The 26627-nt window shown below is 42.4% G+C and carries 27 protein-coding genes; 18 read left to right on the top strand and 9 right to left on the bottom strand.

Annotation, left to right across the window (positions count from 1 at the left end; genetic code table 11):
- The first annotated feature begins 230 nt into the window (after nucleotides 1–230).
- The 9 genes from AAEO50_RS07510 (at nucleotide 231) to AAEO50_RS07470 (ending at nucleotide 10546) form a co-directional block, all read left to right on the top strand.
- On the top strand, nucleotides 231–1766 hold the full coding sequence (locus tag AAEO50_RS07510) for a vanadium-dependent haloperoxidase (protein WP_341982101.1): 1536 nt from the start codon (nucleotides 231–233) through the stop codon (nucleotides 1764–1766).
- 200 nt (nucleotides 1767–1966) lie between these two features.
- Complete coding sequence (locus AAEO50_RS07505; protein WP_341982099.1) at nucleotides 1967–2647, top strand: response regulator transcription factor; 681 nt, start codon at nucleotides 1967–1969, stop codon at nucleotides 2645–2647.
- On the top strand, nucleotides 2644–4029 hold the full coding sequence (locus AAEO50_RS07500) for a HAMP domain-containing sensor histidine kinase (RefSeq protein WP_341982097.1): 1386 nt from the start codon (nucleotides 2644–2646) through the stop codon (nucleotides 4027–4029). Before AAEO50_RS07505 ends, AAEO50_RS07500 begins: the two co-directional genes overlap by 4 nt.
- A gap of 139 nt (nucleotides 4030–4168) precedes the next feature.
- The gene (locus tag AAEO50_RS07495) at nucleotides 4169–5200 is read left to right on the top strand and encodes an ABC transporter permease (RefSeq protein ID WP_341982095.1); all 1032 of its coding nucleotides are present in this window, start codon (nucleotides 4169–4171) and stop codon (nucleotides 5198–5200) included.
- A 1-nt stretch (nucleotide 5201) separates the two neighbouring features.
- Nucleotides 5202–5882 carry an ABC transporter ATP-binding protein gene (locus tag AAEO50_RS07490; RefSeq protein WP_341982093.1) on the top strand — a complete coding sequence of 227 codons (681 nt, stop codon included), beginning with the start codon at nucleotides 5202–5204 and terminating at the stop codon, nucleotides 5880–5882.
- 193 nt (nucleotides 5883–6075) lie between these two features.
- Nucleotides 6076–6999 (top strand): MoxR family ATPase, encoded by a 924-nt coding sequence (locus AAEO50_RS07485; RefSeq protein ID WP_341982091.1) that lies wholly within the window; start codon nucleotides 6076–6078, stop codon nucleotides 6997–6999.
- Nucleotides 6996–8096 carry a DUF58 domain-containing protein gene (locus tag AAEO50_RS07480; protein WP_341982089.1) on the top strand — a complete coding sequence of 367 codons (1101 nt, stop codon included), beginning with the start codon at nucleotides 6996–6998 and terminating at the stop codon, nucleotides 8094–8096. Before AAEO50_RS07485 ends, AAEO50_RS07480 begins: the two co-directional genes overlap by 4 nt.
- 17 nt (nucleotides 8097–8113) lie before the next feature.
- Nucleotides 8114–8785 (top strand): hypothetical protein, encoded by a 672-nt coding sequence (locus tag AAEO50_RS07475; protein ID WP_341982087.1) that lies wholly within the window; start codon nucleotides 8114–8116, stop codon nucleotides 8783–8785.
- A gap of 420 nt (nucleotides 8786–9205) precedes the next feature.
- Nucleotides 9206–10546, top strand: a complete 1341-nt coding sequence (locus tag AAEO50_RS07470) for a PepSY domain-containing protein (protein WP_341982085.1) — start codon at nucleotides 9206–9208, stop codon at nucleotides 10544–10546.
- A gap of 439 nt (nucleotides 10547–10985) precedes the next feature.
- Here the strand turns inward: AAEO50_RS07470 and AAEO50_RS07465 are convergent, their stop codons facing one another.
- The gene (locus AAEO50_RS07465) at nucleotides 10986–11756 is read right to left on the bottom strand and encodes a DUF1129 family protein (protein ID WP_341982083.1); all 771 of its coding nucleotides are present in this window, start codon (nucleotides 11754–11756) and stop codon (nucleotides 10986–10988) included.
- A gap of 3 nt (nucleotides 11757–11759) precedes the next feature.
- Nucleotides 11760–12089: a PadR family transcriptional regulator gene (locus tag AAEO50_RS07460; protein ID WP_341982081.1), complete on the bottom strand. Its 330-nt coding sequence runs from the start codon at nucleotides 12087–12089 to the stop codon at nucleotides 11760–11762.
- Between the two features lie 376 nt (nucleotides 12090–12465).
- Between AAEO50_RS07460 and AAEO50_RS07455 the strand changes: the two genes are divergently transcribed.
- Nucleotides 12466–13263, top strand: coding sequence for a cupin domain-containing protein (locus AAEO50_RS07455; protein WP_341982079.1), 798 nt, complete (start codon nucleotides 12466–12468; stop codon nucleotides 13261–13263).
- Between the two features lie 397 nt (nucleotides 13264–13660).
- On the opposite strand, the gene AAEO50_RS07450 is transcribed toward AAEO50_RS07455, so the two are convergent.
- Nucleotides 13661–14095, bottom strand: coding sequence for a MarR family winged helix-turn-helix transcriptional regulator (locus AAEO50_RS07450; RefSeq protein ID WP_425383168.1), 435 nt, complete (start codon nucleotides 14093–14095; stop codon nucleotides 13661–13663).
- Between the two features lie 170 nt (nucleotides 14096–14265).
- On the opposite strand from AAEO50_RS07450, the gene AAEO50_RS07445 reads away from it, so the two are divergent.
- Nucleotides 14266–14691, top strand: coding sequence for an organic hydroperoxide resistance protein (locus AAEO50_RS07445; protein ID WP_341982075.1), 426 nt, complete (start codon nucleotides 14266–14268; stop codon nucleotides 14689–14691).
- A 234-nt stretch (nucleotides 14692–14925) separates the two neighbouring features.
- Nucleotides 14926–15237, top strand: coding sequence for a nucleotide pyrophosphohydrolase (locus AAEO50_RS07440; RefSeq protein ID WP_341982073.1), 312 nt, complete (start codon nucleotides 14926–14928; stop codon nucleotides 15235–15237).
- A 55-nt stretch (nucleotides 15238–15292) separates the two neighbouring features.
- On the opposite strand, the gene yiaA is transcribed toward AAEO50_RS07440, so the two are convergent.
- Nucleotides 15293–15763 carry an inner membrane protein YiaA gene (gene yiaA, locus AAEO50_RS07435; RefSeq protein ID WP_341982071.1) on the bottom strand — a complete coding sequence of 157 codons (471 nt, stop codon included), beginning with the start codon at nucleotides 15761–15763 and terminating at the stop codon, nucleotides 15293–15295.
- A gap of 328 nt (nucleotides 15764–16091) precedes the next feature.
- Here yiaA and AAEO50_RS07430 point away from each other — a divergent pair, with 328 nt between their 5' ends.
- Nucleotides 16092–17087: a tRNA-dihydrouridine synthase gene (locus AAEO50_RS07430; protein WP_341982069.1), complete on the top strand. Its 996-nt coding sequence runs from the start codon at nucleotides 16092–16094 to the stop codon at nucleotides 17085–17087.
- 45 nt (nucleotides 17088–17132) lie between these two features.
- On the opposite strand, the gene AAEO50_RS07425 is transcribed toward AAEO50_RS07430, so the two are convergent.
- Nucleotides 17133–17675 (bottom strand): hypothetical protein, encoded by a 543-nt coding sequence (locus tag AAEO50_RS07425; RefSeq protein ID WP_341982067.1) that lies wholly within the window; start codon nucleotides 17673–17675, stop codon nucleotides 17133–17135.
- Nucleotides 17672–18157: a hypothetical protein gene (locus tag AAEO50_RS07420; RefSeq protein ID WP_341982065.1), complete on the bottom strand. Its 486-nt coding sequence runs from the start codon at nucleotides 18155–18157 to the stop codon at nucleotides 17672–17674. Before AAEO50_RS07420 ends, AAEO50_RS07425 begins: the two co-directional genes overlap by 4 nt.
- A gap of 315 nt (nucleotides 18158–18472) precedes the next feature.
- Between AAEO50_RS07420 and AAEO50_RS07415 the strand changes: the two genes are divergently transcribed.
- From AAEO50_RS07415 to AAEO50_RS07400, 4 genes are all read left to right on the top strand, one after another.
- On the top strand, nucleotides 18473–19198 hold the full coding sequence (locus tag AAEO50_RS07415; protein ID WP_341982063.1) for a DUF421 domain-containing protein: 726 nt from the start codon (nucleotides 18473–18475) through the stop codon (nucleotides 19196–19198).
- A gap of 221 nt (nucleotides 19199–19419) precedes the next feature.
- Nucleotides 19420–20106 (top strand): aspartate/glutamate racemase family protein, encoded by a 687-nt coding sequence (locus tag AAEO50_RS07410; protein WP_341982061.1) that lies wholly within the window; start codon nucleotides 19420–19422, stop codon nucleotides 20104–20106.
- 40 nt (nucleotides 20107–20146) lie between these two features.
- Nucleotides 20147–21472, top strand: coding sequence for a YheC/YheD family protein (locus AAEO50_RS07405; protein ID WP_341982058.1), 1326 nt, complete (start codon nucleotides 20147–20149; stop codon nucleotides 21470–21472).
- A gap of 70 nt (nucleotides 21473–21542) precedes the next feature.
- On the top strand, nucleotides 21543–21776 hold the full coding sequence (locus AAEO50_RS07400; protein WP_341982056.1) for a hypothetical protein: 234 nt from the start codon (nucleotides 21543–21545) through the stop codon (nucleotides 21774–21776).
- Between the two features lie 14 nt (nucleotides 21777–21790).
- On the opposite strand, the gene AAEO50_RS07395 is transcribed toward AAEO50_RS07400, so the two are convergent.
- Nucleotides 21791–22726 (bottom strand): aldo/keto reductase, encoded by a 936-nt coding sequence (locus AAEO50_RS07395; protein WP_341982054.1) that lies wholly within the window; start codon nucleotides 22724–22726, stop codon nucleotides 21791–21793.
- Between the two features lie 32 nt (nucleotides 22727–22758).
- The gene (locus tag AAEO50_RS07390) at nucleotides 22759–23739 is read right to left on the bottom strand and encodes a Gfo/Idh/MocA family oxidoreductase (RefSeq protein ID WP_341982052.1); all 981 of its coding nucleotides are present in this window, start codon (nucleotides 23737–23739) and stop codon (nucleotides 22759–22761) included.
- A gap of 322 nt (nucleotides 23740–24061) precedes the next feature.
- Here AAEO50_RS07390 and rluF point away from each other — a divergent pair, with 322 nt between their 5' ends.
- A complete protein-coding gene (gene rluF, locus AAEO50_RS07385; RefSeq protein WP_341982051.1) occupies nucleotides 24062–24769 on the top strand; it encodes a 23S rRNA pseudouridine(2604) synthase RluF in 708 nt (235 codons plus the stop codon).
- Between the two features lie 232 nt (nucleotides 24770–25001).
- Here the strand turns inward: rluF and AAEO50_RS07380 are convergent, their stop codons facing one another.
- Nucleotides 25002–26606, bottom strand: a complete 1605-nt coding sequence (locus tag AAEO50_RS07380) for a recombinase family protein (protein ID WP_341982049.1) — start codon at nucleotides 26604–26606, stop codon at nucleotides 25002–25004.
- Nucleotides 26607–26627: the final 21 nt, after the last annotated feature.

Genomic DNA, 26627 nt, shown 5'->3' with positions numbered 1-26627 from the left:
GGGTTAAGGCTTTTTTCGCTGTGAATAAACCGTTCATTTATTTTTTTACGTGGTTACAGATAAGGGCCCCACATTTTTATTTCGTTATCACTTGAAAACACGTTATTTCAAAAAACTGATTTTCATCTGATTTTTTCTATGCTTATTACAGATGACTAATCTATCTGTCTATTCCATTCAGCATTTTTCAACATAAGATAATACAAGTCCTATGGAAAGGAGGAGAAAAATTGAAAGACAAAAAAGGAAGTTTGAAAGGCGATTTAAAAGCGTTGAAGCGGCGCCTGAAGAAGGCCTTTAAAATTCGTGAAGAGGCAGCCGAGTTCTACAAAGAACAGCCCGTGATCAGCCACCCCACCAACAAAGACGAATTACGATATGAGAACAAAATAGCCAATTTTTCAAAAGGGATGCCGCATAACGAACTTGGAGAGGTCAATGTCGATGATTATGACGAGTATATCCAGATATTGAATTCAGGAGATCCAGAAGATTTTGAAGACCTCCCTCTTGAGGGTGAAAGAAAGATGGTTAATCCTCAAGCAGCTTATGCATTTGAAATGGTCGGACCTGACAGTCACCAACTGGTTTTACCGCCCGCTCCAAGCTTCAGCAGTGCTGAAATGGCTGCTGAAATGGTCGAGCTGTACTGGCATGCCCTTACGCGTGATGTCCCTTTCAATGAATATGACACGAACCCTTTAACGCTGGCAGCTGCAAATGAACTATCTGGCCTAACAGATTTCAGGGGACCTAAAATTGATGGAAAAGTGACACCAGGGACATTATTCAGGGACAATCTCCCAGGAGCTTTGACAGGTCCGTATATCTCACAATTTCTTTGGAAGGACATTCCGTATGTATCCACAACGATCACTCAGCGATACCGGACAACGAAGGCAGGAGAAGACTTCTTAACAGATTATGATGAATGGCTTGCTGTTCAGAATGGCTCCATCCCGCCCGGTCCGGATTATGATCCCACTCCAAGGTATATACGAACTGCGCGGGATATGGCCGAATTTGTATACAATGACCGATCCGTCGAAAGCGGACTAGCCGCTAGTTTGATCATCCTCCGTTATGGCACTGCCGCTTGGGACAAAAACAACCCCTACCTCGACTCTGATACCCAGATCGGATTCTCGACCTTTGGAGTTCCACATATCCTGGATTTTGTCACAAGAGCAGCCCGTCCCGGTTTGGAAGCAGCATGGTTCCAGAAATGGCTTGTCCACAGACGTCTCCGCCCGGAAGAATTCGGCGGACGCATCCACAACAAACTGATGGGAAAGGCCGATTATCCCATTCACCCGGATGTACTGAACTCAGAGGCACTTGCAAAAATCTATGAAACATATGGATCCTACCTCTTGCCGCAAGCTTATCCGGAAGGCTGCCCCTTACATCCAGCCTACCCCGCAGGACATGCAGCATTTGTCGGTGCGATGGTGACCATGCTGAAGGCACTGTTCGACGAATCTTTCGTGATTCCAGACCCTGTCATCGCCACAAGCGACGGCCTGCAATTGATAGACTACGAAGGTCCACCCCTCACTGTCGGCGGGGAATTGAACAAGCTTGCCTATAATATCGCGAATGGACGGGACGCAGCAGGTGTCCACTTCCGGGCGAGCGGTCTCAACGGTTTAAACCTTGGGGAGCAGGCAGCCATCGGGATCCTGCGGGATTACAAGGCTACGTACAATGAAGATTTCGAAGGATTCACATTCACCAAATTTGACGGAAGAACGATCACAATTTAAAAGAGCTCAAACAAAAACGGTAGATCGACTCTATCGTTTTTTTATTTTGATTCATTTGAACTGGTCTGCATCCGATACAGCAACTTCAACTGGCTTATTCTGACTCTTAAAAATTTCTTCCTCTTTTTCCTGCGATTGAAATCAGAGGCTTATGAATGTATGTTTAAATTAAACAGAATGGCGAGTAAGGAGAGTCCGACATGTCAACGATTCTTATTGCAGATGACGATATCAATATTTTAAAGCTGGTGACGATCCATTTATCCGAAGCGGGTTATCATGTTTTCCAGGCAAAAGACGGCACTGAAGCCTTGAGTATTCTAAATCGGGAAGTGTGTGATTTGGCGGTTGTGGATGTGATGATGCCTTTTATGGACGGCTTTTCGTTAACAAGGGAAATCCGGCAGACATACGACATTCCGGTCATCCTTTTAACCTCAAAGAGTCAAATCGAGGATAAGGAAGAAGGATTCAGGTCTGGTACGGATGATTACTTGGTCAAGCCATTTGAACCGAAAGAATTGCTGTTTCGCATCGAGGCTCTGCTGCGGCGTTATGATAAACAGACGGGTGACCCTTCCATCAGGCTCAGCCGGACGACGATCAATAAACGAAATTACGAAGTGAAGATCGGGGACCGGACCATCCTTCTGCCTTTAAAGGAATTCGAACTCCTCTATTTCCTGGCTTCACACCCCATGCAGGTGTTTTCCCGGGAGCACTTGATTGAACGCATCTGGGGAATGGATTATGAAGGGGATGAACGGACCGTGGATGTCCATGTGAAACGATTAAGGGAACGCTTTTCTGCATTAACGGATGATTTTCAAATAAAAACGGTGCGCGGGGTCGGTTATTTAATGGAGACCAGACGCGTATGAGGTCTCTTTATGTGAAGTTTGTCGTGATGACGATCGGGATCATGATTCTAAGCGGAATCGTTTCCTTTCTGTTATCCAATACCTATTATCAGCAGAAATTAAAGCCGGAAAATGACCGGAAAAATACAATGATCGCACTGAATATCGCTGAGTTTGCTGAAGGGCATCCCGACATTGATTTGGAGGAATACTTAGAGAATCTTTCTGCTGTCGGCTATCAGCTCTACTTGGTGGATGATTCCGGGGAAGGGACCTTCTTCGGCGCACCGTTTAAGGACAAGACCCTTTCCGGTTCAGTCAAGGAACGTGTGGTGAACGGTCGCGTCTACCACGGAATTCTTCACTTTCCTCGGAAAACATTCGTTACTGGTTTTTTCGCGAACGAATTACAGAACTCGATCGGGGTGCCGCTGGAGCATAACGGTGAACGGTACGCACTATTCTTCAGACCCGATATCAAGCTTCTGTTTAACGAGATGCACTTCCTGTTTGCTTGGCTGCTTATTTTAACAATCCTGTTAAGCATCCTGCTGGTACTCTTCAGCACACACTATTTAGTAAAGCCGATATCAAAGCTTACGGCAGCCACTAAAGCACTTTCGGATGGGGATTTCCATGTTGAAGTTGATGATGACCGGCGGGATGAATTAGGAGAGCTTTCCCACAGTTTTCTGAAAATGGCGCGCAAGCTGGAACAAGTCGATGACATGAGGAAAGAATTCATCTCAAACATTTCCCATGATATCCAGTCCCCTCTTTCCAATATTAAAGGATACACCAACCTGTTGGAGAATGAGTCACTAGATCCGGAAGTAAAGAAGGGTTATGTCTCTGTCATCAACGGTGAAATCGACCGGCTTTCTACGTTGACGAAACAGCTGTTGTTTCTTGCCTCGCTAGACCGGAATGAAGAAGGGATGAAAAAAGAATCCTTCAATGTCGGGAAGCAGATCATGGAAGTAATACGGAACCATCAGTGGCAGGTGAGCGAAAAAGGCATCATGCTCGGCTACTCCTTATCCGATACAGAAATCACCGGGGACCCTTCACTGCTGCACACGGTCTGGGAGAACCTGTTAACAAACGCGATTAAATACAATAAGCCAGACGGCAGTATTGAAATCCAGATTGAAGAAAGAGAAGAATCGATTTTCGTTACCTTTGAAGATACGGGTATAGGAATGAATGAGGACGAGAAGCAAAGAATCTTTGACCGCTTTTACCGGGTGGATACAGCTCGCTCCCGGTCCGTCGAAGGAACAGGACTCGGGTTGTCCATCGTCTCCTCCATCGTCAATCTGCATAACGGTCAGATCCATGTAAAAAGCACAGAAAATGAAGGAACGGCTTTCGTTGTCGAGTTGCCCATTCATTCATATTGACATTAAAAAGTGTTATGTCTTCCCTGAAAAAGTCCATGGGAGGGCATAACACTTTTTTGTCATGTAATGTTCATCTTCCGTTCATATTGAGGTTGTAGATTAATGGCATAGACCATCAAAAGAAAACGGGGGACATGACATGAACATTGCATGGAAAGAAATGAAAAGAAATAAGGTCCGGTTTATGATTCTGGGTTCGATCATCTTTCTGGTCAGCTTGTTGACCTTCCTTATTTCCGGTCTTGCAAATGGACTCTCACAGGATAATGCTTCACTCATTAAATCCTTGCCTGACGGACAATTCTATATGGATGAAGATGCGGATGAAACCTATACATTCTCGAGAATAGATAAAAAGGTACAAGAGGACATCCTACACAACCATAAGGGTGCTGCTGCCCTTTCCATCCAGATGAGCTTTTTGAGTGATGAATCCGGGAATCGCCGCAGCGCCGCCTTTGTCACCTCTACCGACTCACCGCTCTTTACAAATGTAAAAAGCGGGGAAGTCGTCCTGGATCGTTCATTGGAGGAGGATGGCATCAAGGTCGGGGATACCTTAACCACCGCTCAATACAGTGGCACATTGACCGTAAAAGGCTTTGTCGATCAGAAGAAATACAGCCACGCACCCGTTGCGTATATCAATAGAGAGGACTTCAAAGACATTTTCCGCGTCGAAGAAATGCAGCTGTTGTTCCTCCCAGGTGACCAACCAACCGAAATCAACAGGCTGGACTCTTTTTCAAAAAAAGAATTCCTCCAAACGATGCCGAGTTACAATGCAGAGCAAATGTCTTTAAACATGATGGTTTGGTTCCTGGTTGTCATCAGCGGGATGTTGTTTGCCATCTTCTTCTACATGATGAACGTTCAAAAAATGGGACTCTACGGTATCTTGAAAGCCATTGGCGTGAAAACGAGTACGTTATTTAAGATGATGTGGACGCAAATGCTTGTAATTACAATGTTTGCCCTTTTTCTGTCCGTAACCTGCAGTCAGCTGTTTACGATGATCGCGCCAGATGGGATGCCGTTCAATTTGACGCCTGAAGCAACCATCCAATTGTCTCTGGTCTTCCTTGTGATCGGATTCATCGGCGCCACACTATCAGGTATCCAAATCAAGAAGGTGGAACCATTACAAGCGATTCAACAAGGAGAGGTGTAAGATGGCGATATTCACGATTAAAGACATCAAGAAGACATTCACGAATGGCGAAGTGAAGGAAGAGGTCCTTAAAGGAATCAACCTCACCCTTCATGAAGGTGAAATCACCGCGCTCGTGGGTGCATCGGGTTCCGGGAAAAGTACACTGCTGACCTTAGCAGCCGGTCTGCAGCCGGCTTCGGGCGGGCAGGTGCTGTTTGAAGGTGAAAACATGACGGAAATGAACGCTGAGCAAATCCGGAAAATACGGGCAGGCAAATTCGGCTTCGTCTTCCAATTTGCCCATCTCGTCCCTTTTCTCACAGTCGAAGAACAACTACTCTTAATGTTCAATGCTTCCGAAACGACATTGAAGAAACATGAACAGACAAAGGAAATCAACCGCATTCTAAAGCTGGTTGAAATGGACCACCGGAAACGCGCCTACCCGCCTTCTTTATCAGGCGGGGAAAAACAACGCGTTGCACTGGCACGGGCCATCATCCATCAACCAAGCGTCCTGTTCGCAGATGAACCGACTGCAAGCCTCGATTCAAAAAGATCCAGAGATGTGATGAGGTTAATCCGGGAGCTGACCAGAACCCTGAACATCACGACCCTGATGGTCACACACGACGAAGACATGCTATCATATGCCGACCATATCGTGAAGATGAGCGATGGATTGGTGTTGAAAGAGTAAATAAATCCTCACCTGCGTTTATAAATAAAGCCTGATTCCCATTGCTTTAAGCGGGAAGTCAGGCTTTAATCCTGCCTTCTATTCTTGCAAAACAGGAGCCACTTTATCTATCAGATTCGGAAATGAATTCCACCATAAATGTAAAAAAATGTTATAATTGGAATGTTCAGACTAAACGAAAAGGGGTGAGGAAATGCTGCAGCATATAAAAGAAAATGTAGCAAAAGTAATGATCGATAAGGAGAAAGAAATTGAGTTAATGATTATAGCCCTGTTGAGTGACGGCCATATCTTGCTCGAAGATGTTCCCGGCACAGGGAAAACAACGATGGCGAAATGTTTTTCGAGAAGTATCGACGGGACGTTCAACCGGCTCCAGTTCACCCCCGATACACTTCCTTCCGATATTGTAGGACAGGAATACTTTGACGTGAAAACGAGTGACTTTAAAGTCAGGAAGGGGCCTGTTTTTAACAATGTCCTCCTCATTGATGAAATTAATCGTGCCGTCCCGAGGACACAGTCCGCCCTGCTTGAGCTGATGGAAGAAAAGCATGTCACTCTCGGCGGTGCCACCTATCATCTGCCCAAGCCGTTTTGTGTCATCGCAACACAGAATCCATACGACTCCATCGGAACCTTCCCTTTGCCGGATGCACAGCTGGACCGCTTTCTGCTCACGATCAGGCAGGGATACCCGTCACCTGAAAAAGAAAAAATGATGTTGAGAAGATTCCGTTCATCCAATCCGCTCGACATCATCGATAGTGTGATTTCCATCGAAGACGTCATCCAGTTGAAGCAGAAGGTGAAGGATGTTGTTGTTTCAGAAGAGGTCGAGGATTATTTGATGGAAATCGTCCAGGCAACTAGACAGCACCAGTATGTGGATGTCGGGGTTAGCCCCAGGGGATCTCTTGCATACATGAGAGCTGCCCAATCAAGGGCTTTTTTGTATGGAAGGGATTTCAGTATACCGGATGATGTAAAGGAACTGGCCCTGCCGATCTTGGCGCACAGGATCTCGCTGAATGTGGAAGGGGAAGTGAAAACCTCCAAGGAAGCGGTCATCTACGAAATTCTTGACAGCATTTCCGTACCGGTCGAAGCACCATGAAGATCCATAACGAACCACCCTTCCTCTTTACGCCGCTGGTCTTGATCTTGAACGTGATCCTGCTTATCATCAGCAGCTTCGCAGGGTATTCCATTCTTGCCTTTCTCTTCTCTGCAGTTCTCTCCCTGGCACTCTTCTCGAGAATCTATCTAAATATGCAGGTTAAGAAGGTTTCCTGGAAGATCAAGAAGTACCATGACGCATCAAGTATCGATGAATTGGTAAATTGCCAGATTGAGATCCGCAACGATTCCGCTCTCCCCATGTATCGCCTGAAATTGAACATGGAGAGCAGGAGCGGGAGTGAAGTGGTATTTACTGGCGGGGATGATGAAAGCAGCATTTTCTCCATATCCCTGGACCTCCCCGCGAGAACACAAAAAACGATCACCGTCACCCTTAAGGGGAAAGGCCGGGGAATACACCGGTTGAGTAATCTTGAGTTTTTAGTGAAGGATCCGCTGTTCCTCCAAGCGTATCGGGTGGAAAGCGGAAAGAATGACCTTCCTTCATTCAAAATTCTTCCCCGTATCGAGAAGATCCGTGATTTAAAACTGAAATCCATTCTTCAGGGATACAAACAGACAAACTACTCCTTATTTATGGATGAGACGAGCATCATCGGGACGAAAGATTACGAGAATGAGAGTTTCAGGCATATCCACTGGCTCGCTACCGCAAAAGAGAACAAACTCCTTGCGAAAAAATATCAAAAAGTCCACGGCGACCTTTATTCCATCTTCCTCAACATGGTCGGAGCCGGACAGTTTCATCTCAGGAAGGACATGGAGGAACTGATCGAATACACCGTGTCGGTCTGCCTCTACCTCATAAAAGAGGGCTGCAAGGTGGAACTTTGGGTGAATTATGCGACGGAACACCATGACATTATGCGCCTCAAGAACGACCTCGACCGCTCACAACTGAGGAAGTTGATCGAGACACTTGCACTCATCAACCCCAATGGGAGATTCTTTCCCTCCGAACGCTTCTACCAGCATTCACTGAGGGCAAAAGATACTAAATCACTAGGTTTGATCATCGGGACTCCACCTGAGCCGACTGTGCGTGAACAGCTGCTTCATATCAAGAGATGAAGGAGGAATGAGTAGATGTGACTGAGTTGAAAAAAGCAGGGATTACGATCCTTTTTATCCTTATCTGTGCAGGTGCGAGCCTAGTGTTGATGAATGTTTTTAATGTGGCAGCCGGAAAGGTCAAGGACTATTATCATGTAGAGGATCCTGATAGAGAGTGGGTCTTCGATTCGAAACCCTGGAGCGGAGGATGGGGTGATAGACGTCTCGATGAGCCAATCGTTGTGGATGAATATTTACCTTGGTTTGTGGATCCTTTTTCGGGTGAAGATGGAAGTGGGAAGGGTTTTGTGGATGCAGTGAAGAAATACGGGGTTTACGTGATTCTCTCTGTTGTTTTCTTCTTCTGGTATATCCGTTACAAAAAGAAAAAGCGGAAAGATAAAGAAGAAGGTCCGCCGGATCCAGATCAATCCCGGTATGCTGTTATATCCAATGAAATGCAAGATTCTTCGGAAATGGCCTTTACCATTTCCGAAGAAAATTTAAACGTGATCCGTCAGTTACTGTTCGACTGGGAGAGTCATTTAAACACTCTAAACAGAAAACGGAGCCACGAAACCATCCACGAATGGTTCGGACGGATAAAAGGCCCGGTAGAAATCATACCGATTTATGAAAAGGTCCGCTACGGCGGTAAACCATTTACGTATGAGGAAGTACTGCTCCTGAAGAGATTTTTGAAATAGTTAAGAAGAGGCTGGAACTAAACTTTTTATTCTAAGCAAGTCCGAACTATGTTGAATTTGGGATTCAACATAGTTCGGTTTTTTTGTTTTGTCCAGCGGTTGATTGGAGTGCAATTCGCAGACTACTGCGGGAGAAGTGACTAATGTGAGAACCCGCAGGGAGGTACGACCGAGGAGGATCACGGGTCACCCGCGGAAAGCGAAGTCTTACCCGGAAATCAATAGCGGCATATAGAATCCACAATAATATTGTTCTTCAATAGGTAGCAATTTCGGTTTTTATCCCATCTTTCTAGCGATGCCAAGGTTTCTTAAACTGTTGAAAAAAACTCTTTATATTTCATTCTTTCAACACATTTTCTTATTAGAATAAATGATGAAGACGATTCAGTCCGAATAAAGCAAGAGAAGGAGATTCATATGAACAGGAACACATTCAATCCATTCAGAAGGCTTCATTTTTATGCAGCCTGGTTCATCACACCATTATTGCTGACACTGACCCTTTCAGGGATCGGGTTTCTCTTTTATCCTGAAGTCGAAAATATGATTTATGAACATGAATTTTTCGGGCAAAGTGATAACAAGGAAAGGCAAAGCATGGATGAAGCGATCGAAGAAATAAAAGATACATACAACGGCTACTCCGTCAGTAAGATCAGCATGATTGAGGAGCCTTATAATAACAGGGTAACGATCAGTAATGACCAAGGGACGTCACAGTACGTGTTCCTCGACGAGAACAACCAGATCGTCGCAAGCCTGGATTCAAAAAACACCTATTCCAATTTCATGAGGACTTTCCACAGTTCTTTGTTGACCGAGCATACCTTTGTCCGCTATCTGGTCGAACTCACGGCTTGCTGGGCGATTTTCCTGATCGTGTCGGGGACATATATGACATTCAGGAAGAAGCTGTTTCAGAGTCAATCCAGGAAGTTGCGCTTCCAAAATATTCATGCCGCCCTGGGACTTGTTGTTGCCGTACCTCTCATCATCATTGTGTTGACCGGGATCCCATGGTCTGTTTTTACAGGAAGTAAAATTGGGCAATTCGCAGCCGATCATCCTGATTGGGGCAGGACGGAACTGCGCTACAATCCCCCACAATCGGATGTCGATGAGATTCCATGGGCGACTAGAAGCCTGGACCAGCCCGCTTCGGAACATAAGGGGCACGCGGGACATCACACCGATAGCAGCTCACATGACACCATAGACGGCCAGAAAACCATCGAAGATATCATCACGGAATCCGGGGAGAAACATATTTCAAGACCGTTCTCCATTGTCTATCCTTCTGATGAAAAGGGTGTTTTCACGGTGTCTAAAGGAAGCAACACAGGTGTCACCGGACTAGATGTCAATCCGGACGAAGAAACAACCGCTTACTTCGATCAGTACTCAGGGGATTTGATCGCCCAAATAGACTTTGAGGATTACGGTATCATCGGCAAATGGTTCACGTGGGGAATCCCCCTTCATGAAGGGCATCTATTCGGGATGGCCAACAAGATCCTGAATCTGCTCGTCTGCATCGCCTTCCTCGCAGCGATCGCGATGGGCTTCATGTCATGGATGAAGCGGATGAAACCTGGTGAAGCGAAGGGTCCGAAGAGGATCAACAAGCCATGGTCGATTGGAGCCCTCGCCACCCTGGCGATCCTTGGGATCCTTATGCCGCTGTTCGGGTTGTCGGTATTGGTGATTTTTGTTGTTGAAGCGGTTATCTACTTCACTAAGAAAAGGAAAGAGGCTTGATAGAAGAAACTGATTCGATTGTAGAATCGTAACGGACCTTCTATATATAAGCTATACAAGGCAACGACGCATGGGTTTTCACGAGAAATCACCATGCGTTTTTGCTTTTTTTAAATGTTTATAAAAGAAATCTTGATTTCCGCTGGCGTTTTGTCGCTCCGGCTCTGAAATTCCTATGAAGTTTCGGAGTGGCGGGGGTATTGGGCAGGATTTATGAGCGGAAATTTGATTTTATGAGCGAAATTCTAAATTTAAGAGCGAAATTTTCTTTTTAAGAGCGAAATCTAAAATATATGCGCGAACTACCGATTTTTCAACATATTCCGTTAATCCCTCACCTGATATACACATATGGGTATACACCTTTTCTCTCACATTTTAAAATGAAAGAATCATATTAAAAAAGCCCAGGAGCAATCCATGAGCTTCAATGTTGAAACTATACCGTAGGCTGTTTCTGCTTTTTCTTCCTCCTAATCAAAACGAAAATGGCAATAGTAGAAATGACCGCCAGCAGGATGATCGTATATAGAAGCATAGTCGGATCCTCATTGACATCCTCCGGAATGAACCGGCTCGCAATCGGACCAAGCGAAAGAAACAGAGGGATGATGATCGTAAACCACGTTTTTGTATAGAGGGCCGCTGCAATGAAGATCAAGATACAAGCAGCGAGAATCAGATTATTTTGTAAAGGTGTCGCTGTAAAAACCGGCTTAAAATCCTGCGTATTATACCAAAACAAGACGGCGACGCCTAATCCGGTGACGAGAAGCATGGTCCCCAGTAACAGGAAGTACCTCCATTTAGACTGGATGTATCCAGGCAGCACTTTGAATAATAGGACAGCATAGATCAGCCCCCCGATGATTGCCCCAACCGATGCGATCATGATCATGCCTCCCGACAGCGAAAACTTCCCTTCAATGGCTGGCCCAAGGCTGAAATATGCAGCCAATAACAGGATGAACAGCGGTACCAGTCCCACCAGCTGCCGATAATCCGTCTTCATCGATTCGCCGATGCTTTTCATATATTTCTTTGGGCTTTCCCCGACGATATGCGTGACATCTTTCCCCTCTGCCTCTGCCTGGAGCAGATGGTCTTCCAATTCTTCCGTAATTTCATTGATTTCGTTATCGTTTTTCCCCTTCGAAATCAAATGCATGCGAAGTTCAATCAAAAACTGTTCCGACTCTTTGGAAAGCATTTCTCACATCTCCCTTTTATTCAACACATTATTAACCGTGGCACTCAACTGTCCCCATCTCTTGATAAATGACTCCAATTCCCCCTCACCTTTTTCGGTCAGGGAATAATATTTCCTTTTCGGCCCGGCCGTCGACTTTCTTAACGTGGCACTGACCAATCCTTCCTTCTGCATCCGCAGCAATAAAGGGTATATGGTCCCTTCACTGAACGAGGTGAAACCATAAGACTCAAGCCGCGCTGCTAACTCATACCCATAGATCTCCCCGTCTTTGATGATGGATAGAAGACAGCCGTCCAGGATCCCCTTTAACATCTGAGTTGTATCTGCCATCGAATATCTCCTTCCATTACCTTGTAATGCAATATATATTTTCATTATATTCACCACTATCTTGTATTGCAAGATATATTTGAGAATTTTTTACAAAATTACCTGATAAATTGAAACCTCTATCGTTGGTCCTGGTCATGCTCTTTATAGTGGCGATGATCCTGTCGATAGGCATCGAATTCACTAGGACATCGATTAAATACGGAAATTATGTCATCCGTGATGATGAGGAAGCGGGGTCATTTTATGAGTGGCATCATCGGAAATCCGTCTCGGGGGAGGCGGTTTTTTTATTAAGTACATTCCCCCAACCCATGCATAGGATAAAATGAAAAAACTTATGAAGGGATTGAGGAAAATGTACAATGGTCAGAACATGTATTCATGGCAGCACCACTATCCTTATTATGCGAATGTACAGCATGTAAGACAGCCTGTTCACCCTGCTTACCCTAATGGCGGAGCAAATGTAAACCACTATTATGATCCGAGGTTTTTATATGAAAATCGTGCCATCCCATTAAAAGACTACGGTCCCAATCCACTTGCACTGAATATCAACGAAGCAGCCAAACAGAACAATACTTACCGCACGGCCCTGTGGACGGGGGAACACTTGCAGGTCACGCTGATGAGCATCGACGTCGGCGATGACATCGGACTTGAGGTACATCCTGATGTTGATCAATTCCTTCGTATTGAACAAGGCCAGGGAGTCGTCCGGATGGGGAAAGACAAAAATAATTTGACCTTCGAACGCAATGTAGCCGATGACTCAGCCATCTTTGTACCTGCCGGGACGTGGCATGATGTGATCAACACAGGCAGCACCCCGTTGAAACTGTACTCCATCTATGCCCCGCCGAACCATCCATCCGGGACGGTCCATCCGACCAAAGCGGATGCGATGGAAAGCGAGAATGTAAATGGAAATCAGATAGTGCACGGAAAGACTCCGGATGAATGGGTAAAGCACACGGAATTTTTAGTAAAAGAAGGCTTGGAGGACGTGAAACGAGGCATCAATGCCACCCATATCCTCCAGGAATTCATCCTCATGGGAGTTCTTGTAGGGAAAGGTTACACTCCTGAAGATGCGTACAAAACGGTAGAGGAATGGGAGCGTACGGGGGAATCGAAACTTCTTCAGCAAAGTAAAAACATGGGGCGTTAATATGGCTGGATGCACCGATAACATGGGGTCAGACTTCCGGGGAAACGATTGCAGTTTCTTACGGAGTCTGACCCATTTTGGGTACCATCATTTACAACGCTTTTTTCAATACCTCATAGCTCTTGATCACTGCAGCGACCAGCAGTCCCACAGCCACTGTCAGGTAAAACCATCAGGTTTATTGTATTTAGCTGAATTTGTAAGTGTCGTCTTAACCTAATGAGGTTCCATAAATTTACAAATCTTTGAATTTAGACAATTAATCTTTTAATTTCGATGATAATTCCATCATTTGGGGAAATAAGTAAAAACTAAGCCGCTAACTTATTAAAATGACCACTAATTTTACTTTCCCCGTGACGTTCTCCCAAATAAAAAAATAGCGGCCTGCCAGCCGCTATTCCCTATCCTTTAATTTACTCAATATCGTGGTCAACGTTTGATTAAACTGTTCAAGCTCGCCGCCCTCCAAGTCTATACTATCCAATAACCGCGTCGGAATACAGCTTGCTTTTTCTTTCAAACTGGCTCCCTTTTCCGTCAGGCTGATGATGACACTGCGTTCATCTTCTTTTGAACGCTCACGGCTCAAGAGTCCGTTGCTCTCCATTCTTTTCAGCATGGGAGTGAGTGTCCCGGAATCAAGGAACAGCTTTTTCCCCAATTCTTTTACCGTGATCCTCTCCTTCTCCCAAAGGACAAGCAAGGCAAGGTACTGTGGATAGGTCACCCCGATCTCCTCAAGGAGGCCGCGGTATAACCTCGTGATTTCCCTTTCCGCTGTGTAGATTTTGAAACATATTTGATTCTCCAATAAAAGTACATCATCCATATCTATTTTGTCCTTCCTGTACATACTAATTGTTGTGATAATCATACAAAATCCATTAGTAATTATCAAATTAAATTGCACACAACTAAATTGTTGACAATCATTTTGATGTGCATTACCATTTAATTGTACACAACTGAAATATAACTTTTTAAAAGGAGTGTTATGAAATGGAAGCATTATATACAGCAAAGGCTACGGCAGAAGGCGGCCGTGCAGGTAAAGTAAAGAGCAGTGATGGTGTATTGGACCTTGGATTGGCTATGCCGAAATCCCTTGGAGGCAGCGGGGCAGAAGGAGCGACGAATCCTGAGCAGCTATTCTCAGCCGGCTATGCCGCATGCTTTGACAGTGCTTTAAACCTGGTAGCAAGACAAGCAAAGAAAAAGATTGAATCCAAAGTGACGGCTGAAGTGTCAATCGGAAAAGACCCTGCTGACGGAGGCTTCAAGCTTGGTGTTGTCCTGTCGGTTGCGATTGGCGGAGTGGAACTCCCGGAAGCGGAACAGCTTGTTGAAAAAGCACACGGGGTCTGCCCGTATTCCAAGGCCACAAGCGGGAATATCGAAGTGGACTATCATACAACTTCTTTATAATAATGGGGAAAAGACCCTCAAATGATTAGTGCGGCTCAGAGGTGAATGATCTCTGAGCTTTTTCATGCTTTTCTTGAAAGCAAGGTATTCAGTGGATGGGTGCGGGTTTTTCCAGACAGATTGGTATTTGTCGCGCAGGAAATTTAAGATTCTTGCCAGTTCTTTCGTTCACATAATGTTAAAATATACCTATATCACTCTTCTAAATTATTTTCACTTGAAAGGGGAAGCAAAGTGAGCGAAATAAAAGAACTGACAAAAAAACTCAACCAATTCATAGACGAACGAAACTGGGGACCCCACCAAACCCCGAAAGACCTCGCCATCTCCATCTCCATAGAAGCCGCCGAACTGCTCGAAGACTTCCAGTGGATCAGCAGCGAAGAAGCCCTCGAAAAAAATGAAGAAAACATCCGAGAAGAAATCGCGGATGTCCTGATTTATTCGCTCATGCTTTGCTCCAGACTTGATTTGGACGTGAAAGAGATTATTGAAGAAAAGATGGTGAAGAATGCTCGGAAGTATCCTGTTACTGAAAGAGTTTGAAGCGAAATTGGAGAACGAAAAAGGGCAGTACCGCAACCAGTACCGCCCCCTATTATTAATCTCTATCCCTGGCCACCTGCGTATCCCGAATATTTTTCTGAATGGTAATGGCTGCAAACAGACTAAGCACGAATGCCATACCATAAAATCCTTTTTCACTCAGGATGATACTGCCGGCATTGTAAAGTCCGATGGCCATCAAGGCAATTGCTACTATCACGGCAAACCAGCTGAGGCCGTAATAAATGCCCGAAACAGGGATATCCTCTTCCTTGTCCCTGACCGCTTTTTGCAGGGACACCGCCGCATACAATCCGAATACGAGTACAGCGAAGTAATACCCCTTCTCATTCAGTTCCATTCCAGCATTGAACAGGCCAATCAGATAAGCGGAAACACCAATCACCAAAGCAGCCCAGCTCGCCCCTTTAAATGCGGAAGTCGGTTCTCCCTCTTTTCTTTCAACCTTGATCTTCGGTTTCTTTTCATCGTTCTTTATTAACGGATTTTCATTCAGTTCAGCCATTGACCGCTCCCCTTTACTGTCATTCATTATGCAGGAGTTACCCTGCACTCCTAAGAATCATTATAGCAATTTTTTACATATTTTGTTTATTATATTTAATAAAGTTCAAGAAGCATGGTCCTTCCGCCAGTATGCCCCACAGTTGGTACATTGGCGGAACAACCCATTTTTTCCTCTATTTTATAAACCGGTCCCCTTGCACTTTTCGCTCAATACCATTAAAGTATATACTGGTTGAAATCCGCCCTGACTGGGAGTGGATAAACTAAATCATCTTACTTTTTAATTTTGGGAACATGCTTCCCTTAAGGAAAGGGTTTAATATACTATGAAAAATAATTTTTGGCATGAGTTGCCTCGGCCGTTTTTTGTGTTGGCACCGATGGAAGCCGTGACCGATGTCGTGTTCCGCCACGTCGTAAGTGAAGCGGCGAGACCTGACGTGTTTTTTACAGAGTTCACGAATACGGAAAGCTACTGTCATCCGAAAGGAAAAGACAGCGTCCGCGGGCGTCTGACGTTCACGGAAGATGAACAGCCGATCGTCGCTCATATTTGGGGGGACAAGCCCGAATATTTCCGCGAAATGAGTATTGGTATGGCAAAAATGGGCTTCAAGGGAATCGATATCAATATGGGCTGTCCTGTGCATAACGTCGCAGCGAACGGAAAAGGCTCCGGCCTGATCCGCCGTCCGGAAGTCGCAGCGGAACTGATCCAGGCAGCCAAAGCGGGAGGTCTTCCGGTAAGCGTGAAGACGCGCCTCGGCTATACGAAAGTGGAGGAATGGCATGACTGGCTGAAACACCTGTTGGAACAGGATATCGTCAACCTGTCCATCCACCTCCGCACGAAAAAGGAAATGAGTGACGTCGATGCCCACTGGGAGCTGATTCCGGAGATCAAGAAACTCCGTGATGAAATTGCCCCTGATACATTGCTGACGATCAACGGGGACATCCCTGACCGCCAGAAGGGCCTTGAACTCGCTGAGAAATACGGCGTAGACGGCATCATGATCGGTAGAGGGATCTTCCAGAATCCGTTCGCCTTCGAAAAAGAGAAGAAAGAGCACACAAGTGAAGAACTGCTCGACCTCCTAAGGCTGCAGCTGGATCTTCATGATCAGTACAACGATGAACTTGAGCCTCGGCCGTTCAAACCGCTCCGCCGCTTCTTCAAGATCTACGTCCGCGGATTCCGCGGCGCAAGCGAGCTCAGAAATCGTCTGATGGAGACAGAAACCACGGATGAAGTACGTGCTTTGCTAGACGAATATGCCAGTGTAGTGAAGGAAGATGAGGGCTTTTCAGTTTCAAAATAAATGCATCTTAATTAAAAAAGAGGTCAGCCCCCAGTGAGCGTTAACTTACTGGGGGGCTGACCCTTTTTTCATATTCAGATCCTTCGAATTCCAAACGGAAGGATATTTCTTTTCAACAAAGTTCGCAAGCCAAATGGTAGCGGCAAACACAATCAGATAAACAAGAAAGGATAGATGCACTTTCCAACCGGTATAAGTGAAAACATTAAATTGTACGGATGTCCATTCTAAAGCTGTGGCTGCCCCTCCCCAGAAAACAACAAATAATAAAAACTTCAGCCCTTTAGGTTTGTAATGTTGATAAGAGTTCACTACAAAATAAGGAAGAGTGGGGTACGTTATAAAGTGCAATACCACATCAAATAATTCATGCGCTTTATGATCGATCGTAAAGTAAAGTTCATACGGTTTCACAGTAATAGTAATATCGGCGAGTAATGCAAGAAATACATTAAACGTCCAAATAATCGTGATCGTAACAGCTGAAATCCGTTTCGGTAACATAAACATAATGGCCCAAGTAATGATGGTGGAAAAGATAATAAAGAGTTCATTTTCATCAAATTTCTCAGGGAGAGGGAAAATCATATCGTATTCACCTCTTTGTTTCTATGCATAACTTTTTCTAAATAAAATGCGTAAACAGCCATTAAAATAATAATAAGTATGTATCGCAAATAGGAATAAAACACATTCCAATTTACCCATTCCAAATAATTAATGGATACGAAATAGACTTCAATTGAAACAAGTGCTGTTAAAAAGACGAATAGATGAATAAGTTTTTTAAAAATAGGTCTACTAGAGAACAAAATATAAATGATCCACACAAGGAGTGCCGGCTTGAGTGACAACTCAGGAATTTTTTGCGTCCAAAAAATTAACTCATTTGATGGATCTTGCTTTGTTAATTTTAAATTTAAATTAATGATTACACCGGTATTTGTAAGCAGGATATTGGATAGAAAATAAGAACCCAAGACGTTAGTGGCGTTCATTTTCTTCATGAGAATGTATAAGGAAATAAAGGATACTATTGCTAAAACCAGAAAAACCCATACCGTTTCCATAGTAGTCACCACCTTTTATATGTCATTATCTTATACATAAAAGGGCGTAAATACACGGTAGCAAAAGAAATAACCAAACCTCATCTTCTGAAGATATGTTTCACCACCTATCACCTAACCATTACAATATTTTTTTGAATATGTATTTTTCGATTAAATCCTGGAAAGAATGATAGTGTACTATTTTTAAAGAGGATATGATCCTGGGGGAATAAGCGGTGGAACGAATACCATTCTCTATTAAGCTAGTTATTGCTATTTCCCTGATTAACTTCATTACACTACAAATTAGAAAGTTTAGAAAGGGGTGGGAAAATGATTGAACCTGTGAAAGATCTACTCTTGATCCTTGGGAGAATTATTACTATTTTACCCTTACTATTAATTATCACCCTATTTATGGGAAAGCGGGCAATCGGAGAGTTACCTATATTCGATTTTTTAGTTATCCTAACATTAGGCGCAGTTGTTGGAGCCGACATTGCAGACCCTAATATTAAACATCTTCCGACTGCTGTAGCGATCATTGCGATTGGAATCCTCCAAAAGGTTGTGGCAAAATGGAAAATTTCCAATCGGAAAATAGGGAGATTACTCACATTTGAACCAACAGTTGTCGTTCAGAATGGAAAATTCCTTGATAAAAACCTAAAAAAAATTCGTTATTCGATTGATAATATACTTCAAATGCTTAGGGAAAAAGGGATTTTCGATATTAATGAAGTTGAAACAGCAATGATCGAGCCAAACGGGGCTTTAAGCGTATTAAAAAAACCACAAAAAAATTCAGTGACGTTAGAAGATATGAACATTACAAAAACAACATCTGCAATTTCCTTTCCTGTTATTGTAGAAGGAACAATTTACTCCAATATCCTGAGGGATTTTAATCTTAATGACGCTTGGATAGAACAACAATTATCTCATAAAGGAAATATCGATATAAACAATGTGTTTTTTGCTTCAATTAATCGAAATCTTGAGTTGCATGTTTCTTTAAAAGATGAAAAAAATATAAATATTCCACAAATAAAACACTAACTTTTTGTTAAAACGAACGATAGCCAGGGAGTTCACGTTCATAAATAGATAAAAGATGCCATACCATAAATAGGCTTTCCTACTTATGGTATGGTTTTTTCCTTTTAAGTTAGAAATAGTTATGAATAATAAGGAATAAAGTCCACACTACAACTCTTCCATAAACATATATTACTACTAAAATGATCATTTATAATTTAAAAAAAGGAGGAAAGAATGAAATGTCCAAAACGATAGGAATTCTTGGAGGAATGGGGCCGGCAGCAACTTTGGACGTATTTCAAAAAATTATAGTAAACACTCCTGTACAAACAGAACAAGACCATCATCGCATCTTGATTTACAATAACCCTAAAGTCCCTCCTCGAACGCAGCAATCTAATTCATTACCCGAGCTCATCAAATCCGCAATAATATTGGAAAAGGCAGGTGCAGATTTCATTATTATGCCCTGCAACGCAGCCCATATATGGCTGGAGCAAATAAAAGCAGCCATTCACATACCATTCTATAGCATCATTGATAACACTGTGGAATCAATCCTTTCAGAAGAAGACTCTGCCCATAATCATAATAAAATCCTCTTACTCGCTACCGAAACAACCATTAATAATGGATTATATCAAAAAGCATTTCATCATACCCCTTGTGAAATAATCACTCCTCTTAAAGAAGAACAAACGATCATTGATAACGCCATTCAAGATGTTAAATTGGGGAATCTTTCATCTAATCCATATATAAAAGACCTTAATAGAATGTTAAATGTCTATAAAGAAACCGGAGTTTCCATGATTATAGGCGGCTGCACTGAAGTACCCTTATTGTTTCATTTATTCAAAACAGACATGAAGATGATTGATCCCACTCTATTACTGGCGAAACTGGCGGTACAAAAAGCAACATAGATATAAAGCTTTTTATAAAAATAAAGGGAGCTGCATAGCGATGAAAGAACCCTATTTCTGTTCAGTGCATCTTGATAAGGAGCTTGATCCACTTTATATTCATGTGAATGAAGAAACATTAAAACGATTAAACATTGAGTCAACCTCCATCATACTGAATTTCGGTCATTTCAAAAAAGAACTTATGATTGAAATCGATCATAATCTGAAGTTTAATCAAGTGAAACTCTCATCCTGTTTGAACGAAAATCTATCCATCCCGGACCTCCCATATGATTCCTATTTTAATGAAAATCAATTATTCTTGGGTCCGGTGATCGGTTTTCTGGAAACACCCTGGTTCAATCCCAAACAAGAGACCTCGAAGCTGCGTTTTTCAAATTATGACAAGATTAAAGGGTTAATCTATATTTTTAATAGTAAAACGATTCATCAATCTACTAAAACCATATCCGGCTATTATTACGACCCAACTGCAAATACCTTCATAAAAAGCACCTTTCCTTATCCTGGTGCCATCTACAATCGTTCTCCTATGAAGCCGGACATCTATAGACACTTTAAAAAGCATATAGGGGAAAAGATCTTCAACTACCCATATCGCAATGACAATAAATATTCTTTTTGGCTCAACATGTCCAGAATCCCTTTTATACGAGAGCATTTGCCTTTTACAAGAAGATATAAAGGAGCAGCCAGTCTGGTTCAAATGCTTACAAAATATGAATCCGTCTTCTTGAAACCTGCCTCATTGAGTAGAGGCAGGGGAATTTTCCATATAAAAAAAGCGGATAAAGGATATTTATTATCCAGCAGTACCGGAGAGAAGGTTCTTATCGAATCCATAGAGTCGTTGGAAGAGAGACTACATTCAAGCATCATGAAAAATAGTAGATATATCATTCAACAGGAAATCCCTTTTAACCACTCTGGGAAAAAAATTGACTTCCGGCTGTACCTTCAAAAGGAGGAAACAAAAAACTGGAAGTATTCAGGGATGGAAACGAAAGTAGCAAAGGCCGGAAGTGTAATCTCAAACTCAAGCAACAGAGAGAAAGTGATGCCGGGAGAAGCAGCTCTTAAAGAAATCTATCTTCTGAGTGAAGATCAAGTTAAACAAAAAACAGTTGAAATCACCCAATTATGTATGAAGATTTTAAGCGTGATGGAGAATGATGAAGAAACACACCTCGGGGATGTTGCTTTTGATTTCATATTAGATGAAAAATGCAAAGTTTGGGTGTTAGAGATGCAGCCAAATTATGCTGCTGAAAGGAAAGCAAAGCGAACCATGGATGAACGCCGGGTGCTTCCTTATATACTGCCTACCCCTTTTGAATATGCCAGGGCGCTGGCGGGGTTTTAATTTCAATTCATACATTTGAGTTGGATTGATAAAATCTTTATAGAGATTGTCACTATTCGGAGAGTTTTTAATGGAATTGAGCCAAGATATGCCTTCATCCATCGGAATGCTTGCTGCAGCTTGCCAGCGTGGTTCATTGCCCAAGTGTACGGGAAACTGGAAGTGGAGAAGAACGTTTTGTTGTCTGCTGATGCACGTTAATACATTTGTACACGTTAAAAGAAAAGAAGAAGTTTATCTCAATGTGGATAAACTTCTTCTTTATTTGTTGGAGAAACTTGCTACGCTGACACTGAAGATCTAAATCACTTTGATCAACTACCATGTTAACTTGGAATCCTTTATTTCTTCGTCCCAAATACCCTCTAATTCTTTCATTACTTTTAATGGTAAGCTTCCTTCTGATGCAGAGATATTCTGATTTAATTGCTGAATATTTCTTGCTCCGGGAATTACGGTAGACACCGCTTCGTGTGAAAGGACATACTGCAGGGCTGCTTGTGCCATGGAGATGTCATCTCCGAGGATACGACGGACTTTCTCTATCAGCATTCCTCTTCTCCGAATTTCTTTTTCACTCCATCTGCTTCTGATTCCACTGAATGTACTTGTGGCATCATACTTGCCGGTAAGCCAGCCCGAATCGAGCGGAACCTTGACGATTACGCCAACCCCTTGTTTGTGAGCTGATTTCATGGCTGCGGCTGGTTCCTGATGGAATAGGTTGAACATGACCTCAATAATCTGACTGTCTGTCTTGTTTACTAATTCATCCATCTCTTTTCCAGTATCCACTGAAGCCCCATAAGCTCTGATTTTCCCTTGTTCTTTCAATTTCTCCAGTACTTCAAATTGCGGGGAGTCTCCATTAAGGGTCAAAAAAGGAGGATTATGGAGTAGAAGACTATCAAGATATCCAGTTTGTAATCTTCGTAAACTGTCTTCCACTGACAAAATCATTTTCGCTGGCTCGAAGCTTTGTTCATCATTGGAGTGATGTCCACATTTGCTGCTGATGACCACACTCTCTCTTTTTCCCTTCAATGCTTTTCCAAGAAGTTCTTCACTTTTACCGGATCCATAGTTAGGCGCAGTATCATAGAAATTGCATCCCATATCCATGGCTTTATGTACTAAATAGATGGCTTCCTCATCGGTCATATTTCCCCAATCCTTCTGATTGCCAAGTTGCCACGCGCCAAACCCCACTTCTGACACGCTGATTCCTGTATTCCCCAGGTTACGGGTTTTCATAATATACTCACCACATTTCTTATTCAGATTTTTCACTTCCCGACAACTTCATCCATCACGCGGTTGGTTCTGGCACCCGATTCTCCGGTGCTTGGACACCAGTTGCCGCCCTCAGTCAACTCTTTCACAATCGTTTCAACAAGGGGCTGATGGACATGCTCTGGGCGTTCGAAGCTCCATTGCTGCTGTCCTTCACTGGTCGTCAAGATGACGGGGTCATCCCCAAATGTAGAAAAGCTGATTCTCCCTTCACTTCCGACAATCTCATTCATATCCACGTCTTCAAACGCAGTGAAACACCATTTTCCAACCCCATGGACGCCGGATTGAAACTGATATGTACCCGTCACCATATCTCCCGCCTCATAATAGCCGGCTTGATTCGAAGAGAAGCCTTTTGCTTCCTGGATCGGTCCGAGCAGGAAATCGAGAATATCAAGGGTATGGCTCGCCAGATCAAAGAACAGGCCGCCACCCGCTATTTCAGGCTGCACGCGCCATGGAAGTTGGTCGGGGTCCTGCACATCATCCCTTGCTTTTTGATACTGGGTCGAGGAGACAAAACGAACGTCCCCAATCGCCTTTTGATCCAGCAATTCTTTTATTTTCAAAAAGCGCTCCTGCGCCCGGCGGTAGTAAGCCACATATAAAGGAACCCCTGCCGCTTTACAGGCAGCCACCATTTCGCTGCATTCCTCTGCGTTGCGAGCCATCGGCTTCTCCACATAGACAGGTTTCCCCGCAGCGGCTGCCTTCAGCGTATATTCCTTATGTGAGCCTGGCGGGGTAGCGATATAGACCGCGTCCACGTCAGGATCATTAATCAATGCATCGGCTTCATCGTACCATTTCGGAACCTGATGTCTTTCTGCATAATCCCTTGCCAGTTCACCCGTTCTCCTCATGACTGCAACAAGTTCCGAGTTTTCAACCTTTTGAAAAGCAGGGCCGCTCTTCTTTTCCGTCACATCTCCGCAGCCGATGATTCCCCATCGGATTTTTTTGTTTATCATGGACATTTTCCTCCTATTGGATTCGTTAGTATCCATCATACCTGATTTTTCTGAATAATGACCACAATCAGTGCATGAACCAATGATGTTTTCCTTTTCCCTTAAGAATTTGATAAATCCAGATGATGGGCTGGTATAACACAGGTACAGCATTCAAGAAACAGGGTAGAAGACCAAAATTGCCAAGTTATTATTCATAATTATTGTTTTTAAATCATTTTCCCCCTGGTCATTGGCTTCCGTTCATTTAAATATGATTTTGTAATTCACTTAAAATATATTAGTATTTAATAAGACAATCGTAGATGAAGGATGTGTTAACATGCGTATTAATAAATATATAAGTGAAGCCGGAAAAGCTTCTAGACGAGGTGCAGATAAATTAGTAGCCGATGGAAGGGTTACGATTAATGGGAAACGTGCGATTATAGGCAGCCAGGTTGAACCTGGAGATGACGTTAAAGTAGATGGAAATCCAGTGCGGGTAGCAAGGAATAACGTCTATATTGCCTTAAATAAACCTGTGGGCATTACAAGCACCACAGAAAAAGGTGTAAAAGGAAATATTGTAGACTTGGTCAACCACCCATTAAGGATATTTAATATTGGACGTCTGGATAAAGATTCAGATGGCCTAATACTTCTTACGAACGATGGCGACATTGTTAACGAAATACTTCGTTCTGAAAATAAGCATGAAAAGGAATATATCGTTTCAGTAGACAAGCCAATCACTCCTGAATTTTTGAAGAAGATGTCAGAGGGTGTCAAAATATTGGGTACAAAAACACTTCCATGTAAAGTGGATCAATTATCAAAATTTGATTTCCAAATCATTTTGACCCAGGGCCTAAATCGCCAAATTCGCCGTATGTGCGCTGAATTAGGATACGAAGTTTACCGATTGCAAAGAACACGAATCATGAATATTCATTTAGGCAACCTTCCTCCTGGACAATGGAGAGATTTATCAAAGAAGGAGCGCACAAAACTATTCAGAGAATTAAACTATGTGCCTAAAGAATGGTAAAAAAGATGGATCGAAAATTTCATATAGAAATATCTTGAGTATGGCAGCTGTAGTAAAGGAAGAGGATCTAAGTAAGTGCTAAAAAAGAGTCAGCCCCCCCTGTGTGTAACATAGGGGGGGGCTGACTTATTTGTTGGCAGAACGTGGACGGTTTACCTTTTTGTATTGTTACAGCTAACTTTGCCACCAAACCACATTCCACAATACATGAAACGGTGATGTATCTATTTTTTTAGGTTACCTTTTTTACTTGTGGTACGGTTCTCCGAACTTTATTAGGTGGTAAATCATTTGACAGTTGAAGGTCTTCGCCGTCTGAAAACCAGAAAGCAATGTTTTTTATTTCTTTTCTGTCTTTTTCCATTTCAATACTTTTCACTAAAGACCTAATCAAAAGCTTCTTCTCCTCTCCGTTTGCCTTTTCAAATAAAGTATCAAAATTCTTTAAAGTATTTATAATTACATCCCTATTCAAGGTTACATTAGACTCATTTTTTTGAATTAACCTTTTAATGTTTTCGATACTTGAACTTAACTCATTTATTTTCTCTTGAATTTGGTCGGAAATACGGTTAAAATGATCAATTTTTAAACGTTTATCGCCATTTAGCAATCGTTTATCTAAATTTAACTGATCTTCTTCAGATTTCTTTAACTCTCTTTTTAATATGGTTAATTCACCTTTTAATTCGACAACATCGTTACTTTTGCTTACTTCTAATCGATTTATTACTTCATTTACAATATTATCACTACTTATTATGCCTTTTATTACCTTCAGTACTTTCTCTTCAATAATTTCCCTTTTTATGAGATTAGGCTTACAAATATATTTCCCTTTACTGTGGAAGTTTTGACACATATAGTACACATGATAGCCTTTTTTATTTCGTTTGCGCGTTTTACTCATAACAGTTCCAGCACCACATACAGGGCATTTAAGCACACCAGTTAAGAATAAGGAACCTTTAAAATTTCTGTTTGTTGAATAGGTATTTTTGTTAATCTTCTTTATTTGTTGTACCTTATTCCAAAGCTCTATATCAATTATTGCTTCATGTTTATTCTCTACCCTAATAGGATTTTCACTTTTACCGCCACGTCTATTTTCTTCCCAATTTCTATATTTCCCCCAAATTATATTCCCAATATAGATTTCATTCTCTAAAATCAGTTTTATAGCAGGAATACTAAATGGGTTACCTTTTTTTGTTTTTTTCCCAATTGCATTTAAATTATCTGCAATCTTTTTATACCCAAGCCCTTCTGCTCTCATTTTATAAATATCTTTAACAATTTTACTTTCTTCTTTATTAATTTCTAATTTTTTATTAACGGAATTATACCCTAAAACTTTTCCTCCGTTCCAATTGCCTACTCTTGCAACCCTCTCCATTCCTGAATTTACTCTTTCAATTATGATAGATCGTTCATATTGAGCAAATGTGCCTAACAAAGAAATAAACATATATCCATTTGGTGTACTACTATCAATATCACAAGTTTTAATTAGAAGTTTCATATTCCTAGGTTTTAATTCGTCATCGATTAAGCTTAAAACATCTTTGTTACTTCGTGACAGTCTATCAACTTTCCAAACAATTATTACATCAAACATTTTGTTAGACATATCTCTAAACATTCTTTGTACTTGAGGTCTATTGAAGTTTTTCCCAGAATACCCACCATCAGAATAGATGGCATGTACATCATAGCCTTTATGTTTGGCATATTCTTTCAGTTCTTCTTCTTGCCCTGCTAGTGAATATCCTTTTTGATTTTGTTCTTCCGTAGAAACACGAATATATAACGCTGCTTTTTTATTATTATTGTTCATCTTTATACCCTCCTTTATTTA

This window comes from Rossellomorea oryzaecorticis, from assembly GCF_038405515.1.
Classification (GTDB): Bacteria; Bacillota; Bacilli; order Bacillales; family Bacillaceae_B; genus Rossellomorea; species Rossellomorea oryzaecorticis_A.
Note: the sequence above shows the minus strand (reverse complement) of the source record. Positions and strands in the feature narration are given on the sequence as shown.